Annotated in this window: 18 protein-coding genes and 3 tRNA genes; 9 read left to right on the forward strand and 12 right to left on the reverse strand. The window is 48.3% G+C overall.

Annotation, left to right across the window (positions count from 1 at the left end; all coding sequences use genetic code 11):
* Positions 1-25 precede the first annotated feature (25 nt).
* The 6 genes from ACFQY8_RS06835 to trmB form a co-directional block, all read right to left on the reverse strand.
* The gene (locus ACFQY8_RS06835; protein WP_377939141.1) at positions 26-1,501 is read right to left on the reverse strand and encodes a D-alanyl-D-alanine carboxypeptidase/D-alanyl-D-alanine-endopeptidase; all 1,476 of its coding nucleotides are present in this window, start codon (positions 1,499-1,501) and stop codon (positions 26-28) included.
* The gene (locus tag ACFQY8_RS06840; protein ID WP_377939142.1) at positions 1,498-2,778 is read right to left on the reverse strand and encodes a glycosyltransferase family 2 protein; all 1,281 of its coding nucleotides are present in this window, start codon (positions 2,776-2,778) and stop codon (positions 1,498-1,500) included. Before ACFQY8_RS06840 ends, ACFQY8_RS06835 begins: the two co-directional genes overlap by 4 nt.
* 22 nt (positions 2,779-2,800) lie before the next feature.
* Entirely contained in the window at positions 2,801-4,354 is a 1,554-nt protein-coding gene (locus ACFQY8_RS06845) for an AI-2E family transporter (RefSeq protein ID WP_377939143.1), read from the reverse strand.
* Between the two features lie 51 nt (positions 4,355-4,405).
* Entirely contained in the window at positions 4,406-5,266 is an 861-nt protein-coding gene (locus ACFQY8_RS06850; protein ID WP_377939144.1) for a glycosyltransferase, read from the reverse strand.
* A gap of 91 nt (positions 5,267-5,357) precedes the next feature.
* Positions 5,358-5,429: transfer RNA gene (locus ACFQY8_RS06855), tRNA-Glu, on the reverse strand.
* Positions 5,430-5,504: 75 nt separating this feature from the next.
* A complete protein-coding gene (gene trmB / locus ACFQY8_RS06860) occupies positions 5,505-6,377 on the reverse strand; it encodes a tRNA (guanosine(46)-N7)-methyltransferase TrmB (protein ID WP_377939145.1) in 873 nt (290 codons plus the stop codon).
* 237 nt (positions 6,378-6,614) lie between these two features.
* Here trmB and galE point away from each other — a divergent pair, with 237 nt between their 5' ends.
* From galE to asnB, 4 genes are all read left to right on the forward strand, one after another.
* The gene (galE, locus tag ACFQY8_RS06865) at positions 6,615-7,625 is read left to right on the forward strand and encodes a UDP-glucose 4-epimerase GalE (protein WP_377939146.1); all 1,011 of its coding nucleotides are present in this window, start codon (positions 6,615-6,617) and stop codon (positions 7,623-7,625) included.
* 159 nt (positions 7,626-7,784) lie between these two features.
* A tRNA-Asp gene (locus ACFQY8_RS06870) sits at positions 7,785-7,858 on the forward strand.
* A gap of 40 nt (positions 7,859-7,898) precedes the next feature.
* Positions 7,899-7,974: transfer RNA gene (locus ACFQY8_RS06875), tRNA-Phe, on the forward strand.
* A 139-nt stretch (positions 7,975-8,113) separates the two neighbouring features.
* Positions 8,114-9,967, forward strand: coding sequence for an asparagine synthase (glutamine-hydrolyzing) (asnB, locus tag ACFQY8_RS06880; protein WP_377939147.1), 1,854 nt, complete (start codon positions 8,114-8,116; stop codon positions 9,965-9,967).
* Positions 9,968-10,120: 153 nt separating this feature from the next.
* Here asnB and ACFQY8_RS06885 read toward each other — a convergent pair whose 3' ends face one another.
* The 3 genes from ACFQY8_RS06885 to ACFQY8_RS06895 form a co-directional block, all read right to left on the reverse strand.
* A complete protein-coding gene (locus ACFQY8_RS06885) occupies positions 10,121-10,621 on the reverse strand; it encodes a low molecular weight protein-tyrosine-phosphatase (RefSeq protein ID WP_377939148.1) in 501 nt (166 codons plus the stop codon).
* 77 nt (positions 10,622-10,698) lie between these two features.
* On the reverse strand, positions 10,699-11,397 hold the full coding sequence (locus tag ACFQY8_RS06890) for a dihydrofolate reductase (protein ID WP_377939149.1): 699 nt from the start codon (positions 11,395-11,397) through the stop codon (positions 10,699-10,701).
* Positions 11,398-11,511: 114 nt separating this feature from the next.
* Complete coding sequence (locus ACFQY8_RS06895; protein WP_377939150.1) at positions 11,512-12,384, reverse strand: thymidylate synthase; 873 nt, start codon at positions 12,382-12,384, stop codon at positions 11,512-11,514.
* A 185-nt stretch (positions 12,385-12,569) separates the two neighbouring features.
* Here ACFQY8_RS06895 and ACFQY8_RS06900 point away from each other — a divergent pair, with 185 nt between their 5' ends.
* On the forward strand, positions 12,570-12,986 hold the full coding sequence (locus ACFQY8_RS06900; RefSeq protein ID WP_377939151.1) for an OsmC family protein: 417 nt from the start codon (positions 12,570-12,572) through the stop codon (positions 12,984-12,986).
* A gap of 203 nt (positions 12,987-13,189) precedes the next feature.
* Here ACFQY8_RS06900 and ACFQY8_RS06905 read toward each other — a convergent pair whose 3' ends face one another.
* On the reverse strand, positions 13,190-14,233 hold the full coding sequence (locus ACFQY8_RS06905; RefSeq protein ID WP_377939152.1) for a universal stress protein: 1,044 nt from the start codon (positions 14,231-14,233) through the stop codon (positions 13,190-13,192).
* Positions 14,234-14,413: 180 nt separating this feature from the next.
* Here ACFQY8_RS06905 and ACFQY8_RS06910 point away from each other — a divergent pair, with 180 nt between their 5' ends.
* Positions 14,414-15,655 carry a carboxylate--amine ligase gene (locus ACFQY8_RS06910; protein ID WP_377939153.1) on the forward strand — a complete coding sequence of 414 codons (1,242 nt, stop codon included), beginning with the start codon at positions 14,414-14,416 and terminating at the stop codon, positions 15,653-15,655.
* A gap of 87 nt (positions 15,656-15,742) precedes the next feature.
* Here the strand turns inward: ACFQY8_RS06910 and ACFQY8_RS06915 are convergent, their stop codons facing one another.
* The gene (locus tag ACFQY8_RS06915; protein ID WP_377939154.1) at positions 15,743-16,594 is read right to left on the reverse strand and encodes a CHAP domain-containing protein; all 852 of its coding nucleotides are present in this window, start codon (positions 16,592-16,594) and stop codon (positions 15,743-15,745) included.
* Positions 16,595-16,793: 199 nt separating this feature from the next.
* Here ACFQY8_RS06915 and serC point away from each other — a divergent pair, with 199 nt between their 5' ends.
* Together serC and ACFQY8_RS06925 are read left to right on the forward strand one after the other, a co-directional pair.
* Positions 16,794-17,948, forward strand: a complete 1,155-nt coding sequence (gene serC / locus ACFQY8_RS06920; protein WP_377939209.1) for a phosphoserine transaminase — start codon at positions 16,794-16,796, stop codon at positions 17,946-17,948.
* Positions 17,949-17,991: 43 nt separating this feature from the next.
* On the forward strand, positions 17,992-18,258 hold the full coding sequence (locus ACFQY8_RS06925) for a DUF2530 domain-containing protein (RefSeq protein WP_377939155.1): 267 nt from the start codon (positions 17,992-17,994) through the stop codon (positions 18,256-18,258).
* A gap of 34 nt (positions 18,259-18,292) precedes the next feature.
* Here the strand turns inward: ACFQY8_RS06925 and ACFQY8_RS06930 are convergent, their stop codons facing one another.
* Positions 18,293-19,570, reverse strand: coding sequence for a sensor histidine kinase (locus ACFQY8_RS06930; RefSeq protein WP_377939156.1), 1,278 nt, complete (start codon positions 19,568-19,570; stop codon positions 18,293-18,295).
* Between the two features lie 123 nt (positions 19,571-19,693).
* Between ACFQY8_RS06930 and phoU the strand changes: the two genes are divergently transcribed.
* The gene (gene phoU, locus ACFQY8_RS06935) at positions 19,694-20,380 is read left to right on the forward strand and encodes a phosphate signaling complex protein PhoU (RefSeq protein ID WP_377939157.1); all 687 of its coding nucleotides are present in this window, start codon (positions 19,694-19,696) and stop codon (positions 20,378-20,380) included.
* Positions 20,381-20,431: the final 51 nt, after the last annotated feature.

A 20,431-nucleotide genomic window follows, 5' to 3' on the forward strand; every position in this document is an offset into this window, starting at 1 on the left:
TCACGTCTTTCATATCTGTGAAAAATTAAAGCGTTGGCAGATCGGCTGCGAAATTGTTAATCACCTGCACACCGTTAGACATATTATTCCCGTTTACGATGATGACAAATATGAGAGTACCTCGATTTGTGCGTACTACGTTGCCTGCAAGCGCCGCTGCTTCGTCAAGAGTACCCGTTTTTGCTCGAATTGCGCCACGTCCCAACGCGCCAAAATCACGATTTTTCAAAGTCCCTGTCAACCCTGCGATAGGCATACCCGTCGCGGCAGACCATGTTGAGATACGAGGATTGAGGTAGGCTGACTGGATTTGGATAAGCGTTTGAACAGTAATCTTCGAACCTGAGGCAAGACCAGATGTATCGGCTATGACAAGATTGTCAACGTTAATTCCGTACTGCTGGAGGATACCTTTCACAGCGTTCGAAGCGCCAGCCTGTGTGTTCTTATTCTGAGTTTTTATGGCAAGGACCCGTCCGAGAAGCTGTGCGAGAGAATTGTCGGAATTCGTCAGCATAAGCTGTACGAGTTCATATACAGGAGCCGAGCTAACCGTTCCAAGTGTGATAGCTTGCGATGAGGCGGTTCCCTGTGAGTAAGTCGCCGAGCTACTACTTTCTACATTTATTCCTTGTGCTTTGAGCTGGCTTGCAAATGTGGATGCCACTTGAGCCGCTGGGTACTGCGCGCGGGCGGGATACTCCGCCTGTTCCTCATCTAAGTTGCGAGGAGTAACGTTCCACTGTCGCGCTTCGTCAATTGCCATGGACGATGGTTCCATGAGATTCATGTAATTAGCATTCACACTCGATTGAGCATTAATTACTGTTGGCAAAGTATCATCGCCAAAGAGTGAGTCATCATACTGGAGACTTACCGTGTCAATATTTCGGTTGCGAAGCTGCTTGACCACTTTGTCTGTCAGCGTTTGCAAGCCTGCACGCCCATCGATGTGAGACGTGTCACTGTGTCCAGCGCCAAGGAGGATATCTCCGCCTCCGATAAGAGTCAAAGTAGCGGACGTGGAGTGAGTATCTGCTCGGTCCATCTTGACAACTGTGTCAAAGGTCTGCTGAGGGTCAAGTGTCACCGATGCAGCAAATGCAGTGAGTGTCTTCATCGTCGAAGCAGGCTCGAATCCCTCGCTCACATTCTTCCCCGCGACAATTTTCCCTGACGAGTCAGCTATGGCAATAGTGGCGGTATTACCTTCTACTAGTTCAGACTGCGTCTGGTCAACGAGCTGCTGAGCACGTGTCTTATCTATAGTCTTTGCTTGAGTATCTTTGACCGTATACCCCGAAAATATTCGTAGTGAATGTGTCGGGTTCAGTGCTGCGACGCTACCGTCATGTCGTATGCGCGTTAGCGTTGTTAGTGTTCCTGGAACTACACCTGTCACATCGAGCACGACTGCGCTCACTGTAAAAATTACGGAAAATAAAGCTGTCAGAGTTACAGTAAGGCGGCGCCTGCGAGTAACTGCGATGAACTTACTCACGCCACCGCCTCATTCTCACCTTCATGCGCCATAATCTGAGCAGCTGCCTTACCACCTTCATGTGCGATTGGCTTCCATTGACTCTTTGCGAAGAGTGCGACGAACGCGATAGGCACATAACTTGCCATATAAATAGGAAAACTGAACGTGTAAGCGATGAGTTCTGGTGTCGTCGCATTTAATTTGTCGCGCTCCATGAATGCCGATAGACCCGCGAGGGCTATCATACCGACTACTGCCCAGATAATGGACCTCACCCAACCACTCGCATCTTGCACGATGGAATACCATGAGATGTAGCCAAGAGCTGCATAAATGATGCCGAGTACGAATCGTGCGACCGAAATCACCATAAATGGGCACACCATCAGTGTCACATCAATCGCTGAGAAGTCACGCTCTTTGATGGCCCACTGGAGCATCACTTTCCCGTAGTATCTAAACACTTGAAGGAACCCTTTAGACCAACGGACACGCTGCGTCCACGACGTTTTGAAATCTACAGGTTGTTCATCGAAAAACATCGCCGAGCCGCAGAATCCTACGCGATCTCCGTGCAGGATACAGTCCATCGTAAACTCCATATCTTCGGTCAGAAGGTGGAATTTCCAGCCATCGTTACGTTCCATAATGCGTCTGGAGAACATAAAACCTGTACCGCCGACATGGCAACTTGTACCAAGTGCTGCGCGCGTGTTGTTCAGGAATCGAGATTCGCGCACGAACCATAGTGCCGCGCCAGACGACACCCAATTGTCGGAAAGATTGACAGAATTACGGTAGGATGTCAAGACTTCAAAACCGGCTTGGCGAGCTTTATTCATTTCCGCAATGTAATTTTTATCCAGTAAATTATCTGCATCAAAAATGAAAAAGGCATCATATTGCTCAGATACTCCACGCTCCATCATGGTGCGCAACAAGTATTGCAAAGCATAGCCTTTGCCAACCTGTTCTTTATTAAAACGCTCTACGACATTGCATCCTAAATCTCGCACGACTTGAGCAGTATTATCGGTACAGTTATCCGCCACAAGCCACACATCGAGAAGTTCTTGTGGATACGTCTGCGCTTGAATAGAGCGAACGAGGTTGCCTATAACATTCTCTTCATTTCGTGCAGAGATGAGCACAGCATACCGTCTGTCTTGCGGCACGTCAGGATAAACCGTTGGCTTTGCAAACATACCTACCACAACAACGAGAACCTGATAAATCATGGTGATAAAACCAATGATGGCTATAAGCGCATCGAGAAATGCGAGCAATCCATTCATATAAAGTTTCGAAATCCTTTAGCTACTTCGTTTCGTGTTTCTTTTGCGATTGTACTTCGTTTGGCTTTACTTCGTCTACAGTGCTAAAACGCGGGCGACGACGAGCTGGCTTTGCTGGCGCAATGGGAGCTGCGGATGAAGCAACAGGCTTACCATCTGATGCGCCGTCTAATTTATCGCCTGATGTGTCATCTGACGTTTTGTCTTCAGTCGGACTATCGTGAAGGCTATGCTGAGCAATCGCGCCAGTACCCTCCACGGACTCTCGGAAACGAATCAAATCCTCAGCCGTGACATGCTGCTCACGCACGCGCGCATTACGAAGCGGTATCATCATAGTCTCGCTTACCGTCTGCACGCCCTCAGCAAGCTTAGACTTCTTCTTCGGCGCTGGATCATTCAGCAAATCAGAGTCCACAAGCTCGTAGCGCCGCAGATATGTCGACAAGAGAGCTTGGATGCTCGCGGTAATAGGTAGTGCGAGGAAACCTCCCAACGCTCCCCAAATAGCAGAAAAGACAAAGACTGACAGCAAAGCAATCGCAGGATTGAGATCCATCGTTGAGCGCGTCACCATTGGGCTGAGCACATTATTCTCAATCTGCTGATAAATCACTATGAAAATGACGATATACACCGCAGGCAGAAGACCATTCGTTCCCCATGCAAAAATCGCTGGCAAAGCCCCACCGATGTATGTACCAATCATCGGCACAAATTGAGAAATCAAACCACACGCTATAGCTAGTGGCAGCCAATTAGGAACTTTAAGGATAATCATAAAAATAGACAGGCATATCGCGTTAATCACCGCAAGGACTATACGAGAGTAGAGGAATCCAGAAATCTGCTCTTGAACCACAGTCCACACCACGAGGAAACGCTTCTGCCCATCTTCGGGAAGATAATGACATATCACCTTGCGCATATTTGGCCCATACGCGGAAGCGTAGTACGTGACCAAAATAATCGTCAATACATCTAAAAGCGCAGAAAACGCAGAACCAGCCGTACTTAAAATTTGATTAAGATAACCACCAACATTCTCCGCATGCACCGATCCGAGAACAGACCAACCGAGAGAAGGAATATCAGGCAACGTGTAATTATATTTATCACTGACATAATCTGACAGCTGCGTATACATCTTTGGCAAACCCTTGCCGATAGAAACAATCTGCTCAAACAGAAGATTGCCGAAAACCGCAACAAATGCCGCCACGATGACAAACAACGCAAGAAGAGTCAAACCAGCCGAAACATTGCGCTTCCAGCCATGAGAAATCAGCCATCGCACCACAGGCTCAATCGCAAACGCGACGAATAATGAAATGATAATGTTGAGCAGAACCGACCCGAGTGAACCCCACACGTTCCACACGAAAATCGCCAAAAACACCGCAATAACAGCATAGAGCAGCGCGCGCGTATACCATTCAGGCGGACGGCGCTTATCTCCCCTACTCGGAAAAATGGAGGCCAAATCTGCAAGCTTCTCACCTTGAAAGGCATGACGAGAAGCGTTATCAGCATTCTTTACGTCGCTCTCAGATACTGTGTGAGTGTTCGTAGACATAGTGGCAATTATTCCACTTACCCCAAACCTCAGCTCACACGAAAACCAATACTAGACAAGCCCCACACGCTCACGATAGCTACGCCACAAAAGTTCTGGAGTATCTATCTTAAAGATAGAGCACCACGCCCCATACACCATCCACAGCGTGTGAAGGAACGGATAAAGTTTAAGCAAAGTCTTCTCTGGATACCCACCGCGCACATGACCCGGATGAGCATTAAAAGTCGTCTCAAAACGACGCATATACGCCTTAAAACTCTCCCACGACGTACCCATACGACGCGCGCTCGCCCCAGTAATCATTTGATCACAAAAGGCTGTTCTAAAACCATGCTCAAACATATGCAAACTGAAATCAATGTCTTCATGGTAGACGTCCTCGCGATCTTCGCAAAGGTCACTTTTAATCTCTGGCCATATGCTACGCCGCACAGCCATGTTTGACCCGAAGAGAAGCATCATTCCGTCCGCGCTGTACTGCTTTTCGCGCACGAGGCTATCCCCCCACTGACCTAACGGCGGTAGCGGCTCATCATAGTAGCATACTGGACCTGTAACGCCGGAAATATTAGGATGGGACGCGAAATACTGCGCCACAACTTCTACCCAATTAGGCTTAATCATGCAATCAGCATCAATGCGAGCCACAATATCGCCCGTAGCGATGTCAAGACCATAGTTGCGCGTAGGTATCAAGCCCTGCAACTGCGTTTGCTGGCGTAATATGACATTGTCATTCGGATGCTGGTCAATGAAACCTTGCACAAGTTCACGAGTGTTATCGGTAGAGTTATTATCCACTACGATGATTTCATGTGCTTTTACAGTCTGCGTCGTCGCGTTGCGAAGGCATGCCATTACGCGGCGAGACTCATTCCATGTAGGGATAACAATTGTAACTGTCAGCATATGCTCTATCTTAACGCCACACCATCTCAGCCGCAGCCAGCGCATATTCTCACAACTAAAAAAGCCCCAGCACAGCTGAGACTTCAAGTCGTACCCCCGGAGAGAGTCGAACTCTCGTTGTCAGATTGAAAGTCTGATGTCCTAACCGTTAGACGACGGGGGCGGACTTGATATAGTGTATAGGTTCAGCGTTAAATACGCAAGATACTTATTTTATCGGCGTGTCTCAGCTACTCGTTTACTGCTCATTTACGCGCTGATATGTGAAATCATGAATAGTTCGTCCAGCTTTAAGTCCCTTATTCTCAAAATTGGTAAGAATTCGTCCTTCAAAGCGCGTGGATTCAGTGAAATTAGCATGAGGTAGTTCTGCGGCACTGTCAGCAGTCCCCTTGCTGACATGCTCCGTAGCCAAACTTACTATCACATCGCCTATATTGACGAAGTCAGCACGAGCATCCATAACCTCGTGCACATGCAGCGCGTAATCATCAATGTCAGTAGCGATACGCCACACACCGCCATCAACAAGCGCCCTATGCACGGCATCTGCCAAGGAATCCTGCACGATACGGCGTTTATGATGCTTTGTCTTTGGCCATGGATCAGGGAAGAAAGTCCACACTTCGTCGATTACCGATGGAGCAAAAGCGCTCAGCAACTCCGGCGCGTTTACCTGAAGCATGCGGACGTTGTGCAATTCGTTTTTTCCTGCCATCAGCAGCGTATGTGCCACGCCTGGTGTGTACACTTCAACACCGATGAAGTTATCGTCTGGATGGGAAGTGGCAGCACCAATGATATTCTCGCCCTGTCCGGTACCTATTTCTACGATAATGCGCCCCTGAGAGTTAAAACCTTCTCCCCACTTCTCAGCAAGTACTCCTCGGTCGATACGTACGCTTGAACTTATGCCGAGTTCAAAGTCTCCTTTTTCAAATTCCATCATGTATTCATCCGAGTACGCATCCCATGCACGCGCCATACGTCCATCTAATTTTGATGATCTACGAACGTACGACACAACAGCACGACGATGGGCATGTACTTGTTCATGCGCATTATCGTGACGCGTCTCATCTCTCAGACCAGTATTTTCGCTATCACTCATATGTATTACTCTCTTTCTCTTCTCTTACCCCGCGGTCTTATACGCATTTCTAGTATGCAAGCATAAGTGTAGAGAAATACTTTGATAGAGTGACTCACCTCGCAATGACATGCAAACGTGGTACTATAAATATGTCATAAGTGAACATATATGAACATATATGAACATCACTGTGCGCATGAGTGGCACGTTGCCTCTCTATAGCACAGGACTGTTCACTCACATCAAAGGAGCATCATGACTGTTCTTGTCACAGGCGGTTGCGGCTACATCGGCGCTCATGTAGTACACGCGTTGCACGAAGCAGGTCAAAAAGTCGTCGTTGTAGACGATTTAAGCTACGGAAAGTCCACTCGCATCGAAGGCTCACGTCTGTACGGCATGGACGTGGCAGCACCTGGCGCAGACGAGCGTTTGACCGAAATTATGAAGAGCGAAAACGTCGAAGCTGTTATCCACTTTGCTGCACGAAAGCAGGTGGGCGAATCTGTAGAAAAACCTCTGTGGTATTACCAGCAAAATATCAACGGCATGCTTAACGTCTTGCAAGCAATGAAAGACTCCGGAGCAAGTAAGCTCGTCTTCTCCTCTTCTGCCGCAACATATGGGGTACCACCTGTGGATGTCGTCCCTGAAGATGTCGTCCCAATGGTTCCTATCAACCCTTACGGTCAGACCAAACTCTTTGGCGAATGGATGGGGCGCGCAACGGCACACGCATTCGGCATCAAATTCTGCGCATTGCGCTACTTCAACGTCGCAGGATGTGGTCCAGTTGAACTTGAAGATCCAGCTATCCTCAACCTCATCCCTATGCTCTTCGACCGTTTGAAGCAAGGCAAGGCTCCAGCTATTTTTGGGGCAGATTACCCGACTGAGGACGGCACATGCGTGCGCGATTACATTCACGTATCAGATCTTGCAGATGCCCATATCGCTGCTATGCATTACCTAGACCGTGACGAACGTAAGTATGATGCCTTTAACGTCGGTACCGGCAAGGGTACTTCCGTCCGCGAAATTGTAGATGAAGTCAAGCGCGTGACCGGCTTACCATTTACCGAAGCTATCAAGGAACGTCGTGCTGGCGACCCTCCACACCTCATCGGCTCTCCAGAACGCATCAATACCGAGATGGGCTGGCACGCTAAGTATGATGTAAAAGACATCGTCGAGTCCGCATGGGCAGCATGGCAGGCAAATCCAGAGCATCACATCGACGTAGAAAACTGGAAGCAGATTGACTAAATTCGCCCACAGAATGCGACCTAAAGTCAACATGTAAAACTGTGCAAGACACGCCGAAAAGCTCTAGAAATCAAGCGGTTTCTAGAGCTTTTTTACATCCAAGTTGCGAAGAAGGAAGAACTTCTGTATAGTCTTCTCTTGGTTGCACAACGCAATCGTGGCTCCGTAGCTCAGTTGGTTAGAGCGCCGCCCTGTCACGGCGGAGGTCGCCGGTTCAAGTCCGGTCGGAGTCGCTGGAATAATAGCCCGGTTATCCGGGTTTTGTTTTTCCATGGCTCTGTAGCTCAGTTGGTAGAGCGTGCGACTGAAAATCGTAAGGTCACCGGATCGACGCCGGTCGGAGCCACCACTAGCCCGCAACTTGCGGGCTTTTTTACTAGTTACTGACAATTTCACTTGCAGTACGCAATTTTTGGCATATAACCCAAATATTCACACTTCATACGGTAAACTCTATAAAGAATTTCATAATGAGGAGTTTCACATCTATGTGCGGAATCGTCGGCTTCATCACCCCTAGTTTGGATGACAAGTATACTGCGTTAAAGGCAATGATGGATACTATTATCCATCGTGGACCAAGCAGTGAAGGCTCGTTCATTGACGATACAGCAGCTCTCGGTTTCCGACGACTCAGCATTATCGATCTTGAAGGCGGAAGCCAGCCTATCTATAACGAGGATCATTCCCTCGTCATCACCTTCAATGGAGAGATTTATAACTTCCGCACCTTGAAAGACGAGCTCGAGAAGGCAGGACACACATTTACCACTCACGCTGATACTGAAGTCATTCTTCACGGCTATGAACAGTGGGGCAAAGACGTCGTCAAGCGACTCCGTGGTATGTTTGCTTTCGTTATTTGGGATATGAAGAGTCAAACTCTCTTTGGCGCACGCGACCACTTCGGAATTAAGCCGTTCTACTACGCAAAGCTTGAGGATGGCGGTCTTATCTATGGCTCGGAAATTAAGAGTTTCCTACCCAACCCACTTTTCAAGAAAGAGCTTAATCATCGCGCATTGCGTCCATTTCTTGAGTTCCAGTACTCTGCACTCGATGAGGAAACTTTCTTTAAGGGCGTATATCGTCTGAAAGAAGGTCATTGCTTCACCTATCATAATGGCTCAATGACTATTGAGGAATATTGGGATAGCTCATTCCAAGAGAGCGACGAAAAGCTTGAAGATGTCATTGACTCTATCGACAAGGCTGTCTGCGAGTCTATCAAGACGCATCGCATAGCTGACGTAGAAGTAGGCTCATTCCTCTCCTCTGGCGTGGATTCAAGCTACGTCGCGGCAGTTCTTAAGCCAGACAAGACGTACTCTGTCGGCTTTGACAAGACTTACAATGAGGCGGTTTATGCTGAGCAACTGACCGACAAACTCGGCATCCACCATGAGTCGCGCATTATTTCTGGCGATGAGGCGTTTGATGCTTTCCCTGCTATCCAGTACTTCTTGGACGAGCCTGATGCGAATCCAAGCTGTGTACCTCTCTACTTCCTCGCTCAGCTGGCCGCTCGCGAAGTACGAGTCGTCATGAGTGGCGAAGGCGCAGATGAAATGTTCGGCGGCTATGCTGATTATGGTCCATGGACTACTTCCGGCGCCGTCATCAGTCTTGCAAATGCACTTAGTAAACTTCCGAAAGGCACAAAGCAAGGCATTGTGAAGTTGCTCAAGAAGATGCCGAACTTTAAGGGTAAGCTCCATCTCGAGCGTACATTAGAGGAGCCGCGCAACTTTTTTGTGGGACAAGCGAAGATTTTCGATGAGGCGGAGGCATCTGATCTCGTTACCGATAAGTTCAAAGATGCTCCATCTGTATCAGACATCTTGAATCCTATCTTTGATAAGACTGAAGGCTTGAGTCACATTAAACAGATGCAGTACAACGACTTCCACCATTTCATGGCCAAGGATATCCTTCTCAAGGCTGACAAGATGGCGATGGCTCACTCCCTCGAACTTCGTGTGCCATTCCTCGACAGAAAAGTCATGGAAGTAGCACAGAAAGTTCCGACTCCGTATCTCGTCCACGGCAAGACTTCCAAGTATGCCATGCGCGAGGCTGCAGCACGCCACCTGCCTGAGGGCTGGTTTAACCGTCCAAAGATGGGTTTCCCTACCCCTATCAAATCATGGTTGGAGACAGAAAAGTACTACAAGCACGTGCGTGGTCTCTTCGAAGAAGATTTCGTTACAGAGTTCTTTGATCAGCCTGCCATCCTTAAACTGCTTGATGATACCTATACCCAGAAGGCAAACAACCGTCGTAAAGTATGGACTATCTTCTCCTTCTTGACGTGGTACAAGGAGTACTTCATCAAGCGTTAACGCTTACAGTGATAAGTGGGCATAAATCTTCATGCCCACTTATCACTGTAAGGATGCGTTATGCAACGTGTGCAGTACTTGCACAAACGAAAGTTTTATTGCATAAAATCACATGAAGAAGTGTCGAATAATAAAACGGCGAAAGTAACGAGACTAATCTAGCTGTGCTTCGACCCAATCGACAATGTATGGTGCAGCCTGCTCAATTTGGTCAAGAGCAACCTCGAAGTCCTCTGGCCCGCCGTACCACGGATCAGCCAAATCAATACGATACTCTTCCGCTGCACCCACCTCAGGTAACGCTGGGTCAAAGCTACGATACATATGGACTTCGCTCGCCAAAGTCGAAGGAATCATGCGAAGTAATGACGCCTTGTGCGATGCCGTCATCGGGAGGAATAAGTCAGTCTCCTCCACCTCGTCGCGCGAAATCCGATGAGCAAAGTGGTGAGATGGTAACTCATAGCCGCGTAGCCTTAGAGCGCGCTGAGCACGACGGTCTATAGGATTGCCATGTTCCTCTGACGAGACGCCTGACGATTTAACCTGCACGCGGTCAGATAGTCCAGCGTCCTCGACGTACTTACGCAATACTATTTCCGCCATTGGTGAGCGACAAATATTGCCCGTGCATACAGTCATGATAGTGTACATAGCTTCTCTCGTTTCTCTGAGGTGAAGTGGCGACTATGAGGAGTCGAATTTAACAAATCATCATAAATCTCAAAATCTCACTGAACTCGTCTCAAGACTCGGAAACGAAAACGTGAGATATCATTTGTACTATTACGAGGAGTTGTCCAGTCCTGAATAATTTCCTCGCTCCATCGGCCTGCCGCAATCTCACGAGACATATCCGGCACGAACGTATCCGCATCAATATGGATGTCTACATCAGTGATATAAATAGCATCAGTAAAAGGAAGAGCTGCATTGTATATCTGAGCTCCACCTATGATCCACACTTCGTCACGGCGGACACCGTCATCAGGGATTGTCGGTTGAGAAGCAAGCTCTATAGCATCTTCCAAAGAATCCATGACCGTTGCACCTGCCGCGGTAAAGTTCGGATTACGTGAGATGACATAATTATCACGGTTAGACAATGGTCGATACTGTTCACTCAATGACTCCCACGTCTTACGCCCCATGATGACTGGATGCGTGATAGTCCTATCTTTAAAATACTTCATGTCTTCACTTAAGCGCCACAGCATAGACCCATCTTTACCAATTGCACCGGGAGTACCGTCGGGAGCAAAGCCCTGCGCCCAAATGAGATTTACGTAAGGTTTGAGTTGGTGTGTCGATGCTTCGATGTCATCGCTATCCCACTCCATATCGGCGTCATCCGCAAAGTTGTGGACATTATGCCCGGCCGATTCGGGCTGAAGTTGGTGATAGCCGCTACGGCTACTGTCATGCTCCATATCAAAAACTCCTTGACGTTAAAAGACAAGCACTAGTCTAACAAACAAAATGGGCAAATGTCATAGCAACACTTGCCCACAGCAAATTCTCACAATAATCCGATAGTCCCCTGCCTAAACAGCCACGGGAGCCTTAATAGTAGGATGATATCGATAGTTGACAATCTCAAAATCATCGTATGAGTAGTCAAAAATAGAGTCTGCCTTCTTGAGTACCATTTGCGGGTACGGGTAAGGCTCGCGCGAGAGCTGCTCTAAGACCTGCTCCATATGATTGTCATAAATATGACAATCCCCACCGGTCCACACAAACTCCCCTGGTTCTAGCCCAGCTTGCTGCGCCATCATAAGTGTGAGCAATGAGTACGATGCAATGTTAAACGGCACTCCAAGGAACATGTCTGCACTGCGCTGATAAAGCTGGCAGGAGAGTTTCCCATCTGCTACATAGAACTGGAACAACGAATGGCACGGAGGCAACGCTTGCTGATCAACCACTGCCGGATTCCATGCGGTCACAATCATGCGGCGAGAATCAGGATTCGTTTTGAGCTGCTCCATAACATTCGCAATTTGATCGACGGTGTGGTCAGGGTCATCATCCGTCGGGGCAGGCCAGCTGCGCCACTGGACGCCATAAACCGGACCGAGGTCACCGTTGTCGTCTGCCCATTCATCCCATATGTGAACGTTGTGTTCTTGAAGCCATTTCACATTCTGTGAGCCCTTCAAAAACCATAGCAACTCGTAGGCTATGCCTTTGAAAAATACACGTTTTGTCGTCAGTAGCGGAAATGACTTGGTGAGGTCAAATCGCATCTGGCGCCCAAATACTGAGACCGTACCCGTTCCAGTGCGATCAGATTTGAGCGAGCCGTTCAGAAGAATGTCTCTCACGGTGTCCTCATACGGCATCTCAATGTCCGTCTTCGGACGCTCCGGGATACGCGAACGTATTTCTTCAAGTTCATGAATTGTCAGTGCCATACCGCTAGGTTAGCACGGAGCATAATTCATAGCGGCGCCACAGCGACGCATAGCGCTCATTAGAAATTTCGGAATAAACATCGTCATCAAGCTATTATGAAAAGTATTGGCATAATTTAATGCAAATTCCGCGTATTGCGGATTACCGTTCGATATGAATCCTCCACACGAGAAGGAGAAAAACCATGACACGCTTGTGGGTAGAACGCAACGATGACGGCTCATGGGATGCATTTAACGACCGTGGCGCACACATTAAGTTTGGTCGCGCGGCAGATGGAGCCGTCTTTACTCCCGGCGAGCTGAGCAAAATTGCACTGGCGGCATGCGCAGGACTATCAAGCCAGTTCGCAGTAGAATCTGCACTAGGCGAAGGCAAAGGTGCGCGAATCGTCGTGGACGCCACGTATGACAACGATAACGATCGTTACCTTAACTTCAATGAACAAGTCGTCGTAGATGCACTCGATGCAGGTCTTGACCAGGCTGCTGCCGAAAAGCTTGCCGAGCGTGTTCGCCGTCATATCGATAAGGGATGCACTGTGAAGCACACATACGAGATTGAGACACCAGTGCGTATGGATATCGAAATAAAACACTAAGGTGCAACACCGACATACGTGTGAAACTGCGATGAACTAAAGAGTTGAGCTAAAGAGCGCCACCCTCGTTAAATGCGAGTAGTGACGCTCTTTTGCGCAGAGTCTGCATGGAGAATAAAACGGGAATCATTAATCAGAGAAGCAGAAAACGGATTTTTCGTATTCGTTTAGCCCTATCTGTTCCTACTTTTGCAACGATTCCCCTACTCCTGTGGGTCGATAGCATCCTCCAACGCCGACACAACCTCTGTGTCCGCTTGTGTAACTGGCGCAGATTCAACACCGCCAATCTCCTCGAGAGGTTTCGTCGAGACTTCATCTGGTGAGTCTGGAATGGTGTCAAGCTCACTCTCGGCTGCTTGCACATATCGCCGAGGTACCACATAAACCGGCTTGTCGGAGTGCTGCAGGAGCGCCTGAGAAACTGATCCAAAGAGCAGACCAGTCAAGCCTCCCCTACCGCGCGAACCTACGACGACCAAATCATTATCAGGCAGTGCCGCTTCTAACGCATCTACAGCAGTACCCGGAGCGACTTTCTCTTCGATGTCTAAATCTGGGAATTGCACGCGCAATGGGTCAAGACGAGTATGCAAATCATCCGCATACGAATCAAGAACACTCGTCATCTCTGAATTCGTCAGATTCCCCAGAATTGGCACCGCGCTGACGACAGTGAGATGCGCATTCCACGACGCAGCAAACTGCGCTGCAGTGTCTAGCGCTTTCAATCCCCACTTCGACTCGTCCGCACCGACGACCACATGCGAAATCTGATTGTTGAGATGGACCTTATTCCCCTCATCGTCAGTGTAAGGCACCACCACAATAGGGCAATATGCATACGCAGGTAAGCTCGACGATGTAGTACCGAGGAGCCGTTCTGCAAGACCGCCTTTGCCACGGTTGCCAATGACGACGAGGTTATAGTTACGTGATAATTCTACAAAGACGGACGATGGCTCTCCTGTCACGATGAGGGTAGTGACATCTACTCCTTGCTTGACGGCAATGGCTTTAGCGCGAGCTAAAATTTCCTGCGCATCGTGACGCACCTCGCCGTTATCATTTATCGCCACATATGTACTGTCGAAAGATACCGCGGAATAGCTAGGAAGTGTATACGCGCTAACAATATGAAGCGACAGCCCTGCATGGTGCGCATAGTTTGCTGCCCACCACACTGCCTTATATGCTGCCTCTGAACCGTCTACGCCCACTAAGATTGCTTTGTTATACCGTGTCATTGTGAGCCTCCTTTGACCCCACCTTAAGCTTCATCGCTTGCGGTGTAGTTCTATGGTATCTCATTTCGATAAAAATTGGGATAAAATCGCGGGTAGTATACAGTGCATTTCAAGTAATCATTTTTCGCTATTACCGATTTAATTTGCGCAGTAAGGAAAATTCCGTTAAACTCTACGGCGATGAATTCTCAAATCGTTACCCCTGTTATTATCGGCGGCGATTTAGGTGCGTATAATATGGGGCGCAACTACTTCGAAGCTTATCATCTCCAGTCCATCTGTATAGCGCCTCGCCCCATTACAGCAATACGACTTTCAAATTTCTTCACGATTACTCACATTGAACGTCTCCTTGATGAGCAGTTACTTCTTACTACGCTCCATAAAATCGCACGCAAGCACCCTCACGACAAACTTATTCTCATTGGAAACAGTGACTGGCACGCCTTATTTATAGCTAAAAATCGCGATGAGCTCTGCGATGAATATGAAATCCCGTACGCTGATTATGAGATTATGAAACGCGCGACAAGCAAGGTAGAATTTGCGCACATCTGTAAAAAAGCTAACATCAGCCATCCTCACACTCAAAATCTCAATATCGCACAACTGCGTCACGAGCCGCACTCTTTCGCACTCGACATATCCTATCCAGTCGTCATTAAACCGAATAATTTTAGTGAGTACAATCTTGCTCATTTTGCTGGAAAAAAGAAACTTTACACGGCAAAGGATAAGCACCAATTCGATGCAGTTATGCGTACCCTCACAAAGAGTTCATACGACGGCGATGTCGTCATTCAAGAGCTTATCCCCGGTGACGATACTCAGATGCGCTATCTTACGTGTTACATTGATGCGAGTGTGCATCTATCCTTCGCAGGTTCAGCGCAAGTACTACTGGAAGATCACACACCACAAAAGGCTGGCAACCCAGTATCAATGATTGCTCGCCCAGAGCCTGAAATCATTGAAAGAGCGCGCCAACTTCTTAACTCTCTAAACTGGCGAGGGTTTGCAAACTTTGATGTCAAGGTAGACCCTCGTGATGGATCATATCATTTTCTCGAGCTTAACCCTCGCCCTGGCCGCAACGTCTATGTCACTACTGCAGGTGGCGCGAATCCGGCTTTTGCCACAATTCGTGACCTCGTTTTTGCGGATTACACAAATCAAACCGACACTGTACATGAGGAGTATCTCTACTCCCTCGTACCTTTCCGTCTGCTAAAGCGCTACATCACCGATGACGCGATTTTAGAAGATGTTACGAATTTACATAATAGCGGTAAATTCCTTGACCCATTCTTAACGAGTGATAAATCAAACCTTCGTCGGTGGGCGACCGTTCATTTGCAGCGTCTCAATCAGTATCGTAAATTCCACACGTACTATCCTCGCGTCACAAGTAGCGGAATGTAGAAGAATATAAAAAATAGACGTGGGCACGGTTCAACTTGTGCAAGCTAGACCCAAAACAAGGTCAAATTACGGTCAAGAGATGAAATTTTATGAATGGATATATTGAAAATCAGCAGTATTAGTATACGTCTTGGAATACGTCTTCCCTTGCATAACCGCGCCGCATTCAGACGTCACAATAGAACCATCTGAATTAATCTTCTCTACGATGGCCACGTGTCCGTATGTAGGGTCACTGCCAGCCTGCCCAGGTGCGAAGACCATAATCGCTCCAACCTCAGGCGTATGGTCCACGGTATATCCAAGCTTACGCGCAGAATTTGCCCACTGCCCACCGTTACCGAAATAAGAGCCGACCGGTAGCCCAAGTTGATGACGGCGAGTATAAGCCCACCACGTGCATTGAGAGAACGGGTACGCATTCCCTGTATCACCCGTTGGATGATCCACCTCAGTCGCCTTGATACCATACCCCTTCTGCTGAGAAAGGTTGTTTAAATCAAGACTCGCCGATGACGAATTCAAATCCCAGCTTTCGCCAGCAACACGTGTAGTCTGCACTTCCGTCGTCAATGTAGCACGCTCAGTAGAACGTGACACTGTGTCATGCGCATTAGTCATCGTCGGCTTTACAGTATTCGAATTGTCGACTGCAGCAGCCGCAGCCACCGTCGTGTCCAAAAGATTTGTATGTGCCGACGCAGCAATCGCTGTACCTATAGTCCCAAAGAGCATAGCCACTGCACTTGATGCTGTAAAACGAAGTTTGCGAGCGCGAGTCTTGGCATATTCACGCCTTTCACGCCGAGTGCGCGGCATGGCATTTACTTCACGGGTAACTGCTTGCTCAAGAGTTTCTGTTGCAAGAGTAGAAGTTAAAGCACTAGCGTGCTTAGCAGTGCGCTTGGCAGGTGTAGCCTTGTGCGCTGCATGCTTCATAAAAATCACTCCTTGGTTGGGACTCGTCTTATTCTACCCACATGCCTGACCATAATCAACTTGAATCAACCTTGAGAGACGACCACAAGGTGGACTTTGGTACAACGACAGGAGACTTTCGGCTTAGCATCGAACTATGACTCACGAGCTTTCCCGCAACACACCTCATGAAGACCACCAGCATTACATTGACTATGCAATGCTTCCTAGTGACGGTCGTTTTGGTAGTGGTCCAAGTAAGATTCGTCAGGCACAGCTTGACTATTTGTCTGATGCCGGCGCGCAGCTTATGGGTACGTCTCATCGCCAAGCACCTGTCAGAGACCTCGTTGCTAGTATCCAAGATGGCATTCGTACTCTCTATAGTGTCCCTGATGATTATGAAATCGTTTTGGGCAATGGTGGCGCTACTGCTTTTTGGGATATTGCAACGGCGTGCCTTATTGAAAAACGTGCCGCATTTGGTTCTTTTGGCTCTTTCAGCGCAAAGTTTGCCGCAAGCGCAGCGAGCGCGCCATTCCTCGACGCCCCTGTCGTATTCTCCGGCGATTACGGCACGTATAAACTTCCTGAAGCCACAGAAGGCGTAGACACATATGCATGGGCTCATAATGAGACATCTACTGGTGTGCTTGCTCCCGTTCATCGTATAGCAGGTGCGGATTCAGATGCGCTCATGCTCGTCGATGGCACATCTGCAGCGGCAGGAACCTACATTGATGTCAGTGAAGTTGATGCTTACTACTTCTCGCCGCAAAAAGGGTTTGGATCCGACGGAGGTCTATGGATCGCTATTCTCTCTCCGGCAGCGATAGAGCGCGCCGCACGCATCGAGAAAGCCGCTGGCGACTTTGTTGGCGATAGCAACGATAGTGGCAATGACAATGCTAATACGAGAGCTCAGCGCTGGATTCCACCGTTCCTCTCTCTAACGTCCGCCGTTAAAAATTCCCGTAAGAATCAAACTCTCAATACGCCTGCGATAGCTACTCTTATTTTGATGAAAAATCAAATAGACTGGATTATTTCGCAGGGCGGGCTGCCATGGACCGCACGACATTGTGCACAATCTGCTGAAATTATTTACAACTGGGCAGAGCATAGCGACTACTGTAAACCTTTCGTTCTTGACCGTGATGCACGTTCTACCGTGGTAGTGACTGTAGATCTCGATGATAACCTCGCAGCTGCTGACATCATCAAGCAAGCTCGTGCAAATGGAATCGTAGATATCGCTGGTTATCGCGGTTTGGGTCGCAATCAGTTGCGCATAGGGGTGTTCCCATCTGTAGATACTGCGGATGTACAAAAATTGACGCAATGCATCGACGATATCGTGGAAAGTCTTCGCTAAAGCTATCAAGAAGTTATCGTAACTCCGTTTTAGAGTAGAGGGTATGAAGATTGCACCAATTTTCGACCCTGAACAGCGTAAGCCTGCTCCTCATGCCGAGCAGGTCGATTTGCATGTAATCTTCCTCGTTGGCACCATTGTATGGCTCCTCGCCGGAGTGTACTGCGCTTTCCGCTTCTTTACTGCGGGAATCCACTATCACGAGATGCTCGTATGCGCATGGGGAGTAGCATTTGGAATCGCAGGACTTATCTGGGAAATCTATCACCGTCAGATGTACCGCCTCGTGGCATTAATGCAACAAAACTAAGTCGCACGATTTCAACAAATCTTTCTATAAATCTTTACTTGGTCGCAAGCGGAATAAACAGGCTAAACGTGCTCCCCTGACTAGGCGCACTCCACACCGTGACCGTACCATGATGCGTCAAAGCCACATGCTTGACAATCGCCAAACCAAGTCCTACAGAATCTTCATCATTATCAAGCGAAGCAGTAGAGCCACGATAGAAACGCTCAAAAATATGTTTTTGATCTTCCTTACTGATTCCGAGTCCTGTGTCAATGACTCTGACGACGCCAAACTTCTCATCTCGTGAACGGCTTACTACTACCGTAACAGTACCGTTATCGAGAGAATATTTAAGCGCATTCGCTACAAGCTTTTGAATCGCTGCTTCAAGCTGCTCTGCACTCGCGTTGACCTCGATATTATCCGCGACACGCATAGAAATGATAACTCCTCGTTGCGCACGCTCCTGCTCTTTGTGACACACGCTACGCGCTATATCGCCTAAATTAAGCCTATTGTCTGGCGAAGGTACAACTTTCTCCTGTGCACGGATAAGAAGCAAAAGATCTGCTACGAGTTTGTTCAAGTGACGAGCATGTGCCGCAATAATGTGTCCATCGGAACGGACTTCTCCTTCATGCGCCGTCGTCTCTAACCTGCCTCCGATAATCTCCATACGCCGGGTTGGCTCTAAAAGTTGCTCTGCTACATTCGTTACAAACGCATCACGAGTTTGAGCAAAACGTTTGGCCTCGCTATTATCCGTAACCAGTACTAATATCAATGATTCACTAATGGAGCGCACGACAACGCTAAGCCAATATGGTCGCGTTGCCACTTCGGACGTGTCCTCGTCCTCGAGTGCGCCTGCTATAAAATCAGGGTCAGTAGACGTGACGATGTCAAAACACTGTCGTCCTTCCCCACGGCGAACAACATTTATAGCATGCAGAATTTCTTCATTCACGATTTCATCATTTTTTACAAGCCCCCACCGGTACGTCGCCGATGATGCGCGTTGCACTTCATCATCACTATCCACCACGATGGTTGCGGCGTCAAGAGTAGAGAGCACACGAATCGTTGTGGAGTCAAGCTCATCATCGTCGTCACTCTCATCTCCATCGTGACTTTGACTGCGACTTTGCGAGCGACGGCGAGAGTAACGCATACGCCAATTAAACGAACGCAGAGCACGCCACAAGCTCTTATTCTGCGCTATGACAGGCGACAGCAACCGCCAAATAAGCGCAAGAACAGACCCTATAGCGATGATGACAAGCACCACCATGATGGCTAATGTGACCGCTGACGTGACATCGAAGTGCATATGTTAATTGTGCCACAGCACGCGATAAAACACCGAGAAACACGGATTGGTAAAATTCCGTCTGCTCAAGGTATGGTATCTCATAAAATAAGAAAAACTAGTCGTATATCTTCAGGAGTTAAAATGCGCGCAATTTTCAATGAAGAACTGCAGCAAGTAGCAGATGACCTTATCGCTATGGCAAGCGCAGTGCATATCGCTGTAGACCGTGCAGGTCAGGCTCTCTTCTCCCAAGATATTGAAACCGCTCAGGACGTTATCGATGGCGATAAGGCTATCGATGCGTTGGAGCATAAGATTAATGACCAATGTGTAACGCTGCTCGCTAAACAATCTCCTGTTGCTACTGATTTGCGTATCGTTGTCTCGACCATGAGCATTGCTTCGCTCCTCGAGCGTATGGGGGACTTGGCGCGCCATATAGCTGAGACGTCTCGAAGTACATATCCTGACTCTCCCTTCGTTCCACGTATAGCTGATACTTTCACTCGCATGCAAAGTTTTGCTCTCACCACTACACAAACATTGACAAATCTCGTTAAATCTCACGATGAGGATGCCGCGCAGCAGCTCATCATTAATGATGACGTCATGGATAAGCTCTTTGAGTCTGTCGTCAGCAGTGCGCGCAATGACGATTGGGATGCGACGACCGAGCAAATCATTAACACTGTTCTTCTCTCACGCTATTACGAACGCATGGGCGACCATGCTGTTTCCGTAGCACGTCGCTTGGTTTACATGGTCTCTGGTTTCGACCCAACAAAGGACCCAAGCCGTTTCATTGGCGTCGACGGCGACGGCGACTAATTTTCAGCACGCTTGATACTTTCTCCGCTCTGCGTCATACAAGGCGGAGTT

Source organism: Alloscardovia venturai, assembly GCF_042676605.1.
In the GTDB taxonomy this organism is placed as follows: domain Bacteria; phylum Actinomycetota; class Actinomycetes; order Actinomycetales; family Bifidobacteriaceae; genus Alloscardovia; species Alloscardovia venturai.

Coding starts and splice junctions, on each gene's coding strand:
- ACFQY8_RS06930 (WP_377939156.1), bottom strand. CDS start 19,570: ATGCACTTCGATGTCACGTCAGCGGTCACATTAGCCATCATGGTGGTG.
- ACFQY8_RS06840 (WP_377939142.1), bottom strand. CDS start 2,778: ATGAATGGATTGCTCGCATTTCTCGATGCGCTTATAGCCATCATTGGT.
- ACFQY8_RS06925 (WP_377939155.1), top strand. CDS start 17,992: ATGAAGATTGCACCAATTTTCGACCCTGAACAGCGTAAGCCTGCTCCT.
- ACFQY8_RS06915 (WP_377939154.1), bottom strand. CDS start 16,594: ATGAAGCATGCAGCGCACAAGGCTACACCTGCCAAGCGCACTGCTAAG.
- ACFQY8_RS06885 (WP_377939148.1), bottom strand. CDS start 10,621: ATGTACACTATCATGACTGTATGCACGGGCAATATTTGTCGCTCACCA.
- ACFQY8_RS06850 (WP_377939144.1), bottom strand. CDS start 5,266: ATGCTGACAGTTACAATTGTTATCCCTACATGGAATGAGTCTCGCCGC.
- ACFQY8_RS06890 (WP_377939149.1), bottom strand. CDS start 11,397: ATGGAGCATGACAGTAGCCGTAGCGGCTATCACCAACTTCAGCCCGAA.
- ACFQY8_RS06900 (WP_377939151.1), top strand. CDS start 12,570: ATGACACGCTTGTGGGTAGAACGCAACGATGACGGCTCATGGGATGCA.
- asnB (WP_377939147.1), top strand. CDS start 8,114: ATGTGCGGAATCGTCGGCTTCATCACCCCTAGTTTGGATGACAAGTAT.
- ACFQY8_RS06895 (WP_377939150.1), bottom strand. CDS start 12,384: ATGGCACTGACAATTCATGAACTTGAAGAAATACGTTCGCGTATCCCG.
- serC (WP_377939209.1), top strand. CDS start 16,794: ATGCTTCCTAGTGACGGTCGTTTTGGTAGTGGTCCAAGTAAGATTCGT.
- trmB (WP_377939145.1), bottom strand. CDS start 6,377: ATGAGTGATAGCGAAAATACTGGTCTGAGAGATGAGACGCGTCACGAT.
- galE (WP_377939146.1), top strand. CDS start 6,615: ATGACTGTTCTTGTCACAGGCGGTTGCGGCTACATCGGCGCTCATGTA.
- ACFQY8_RS06905 (WP_377939152.1), bottom strand. CDS start 14,233: ATGACACGGTATAACAAAGCAATCTTAGTGGGCGTAGACGGTTCAGAG.
- ACFQY8_RS06845 (WP_377939143.1), bottom strand. CDS start 4,354: ATGTCTACGAACACTCACACAGTATCTGAGAGCGACGTAAAGAATGCT.
- phoU (WP_377939157.1), top strand. CDS start 19,694: ATGCGCGCAATTTTCAATGAAGAACTGCAGCAAGTAGCAGATGACCTT.
- ACFQY8_RS06910 (WP_377939153.1), top strand. CDS start 14,414: ATGAATTCTCAAATCGTTACCCCTGTTATTATCGGCGGCGATTTAGGT.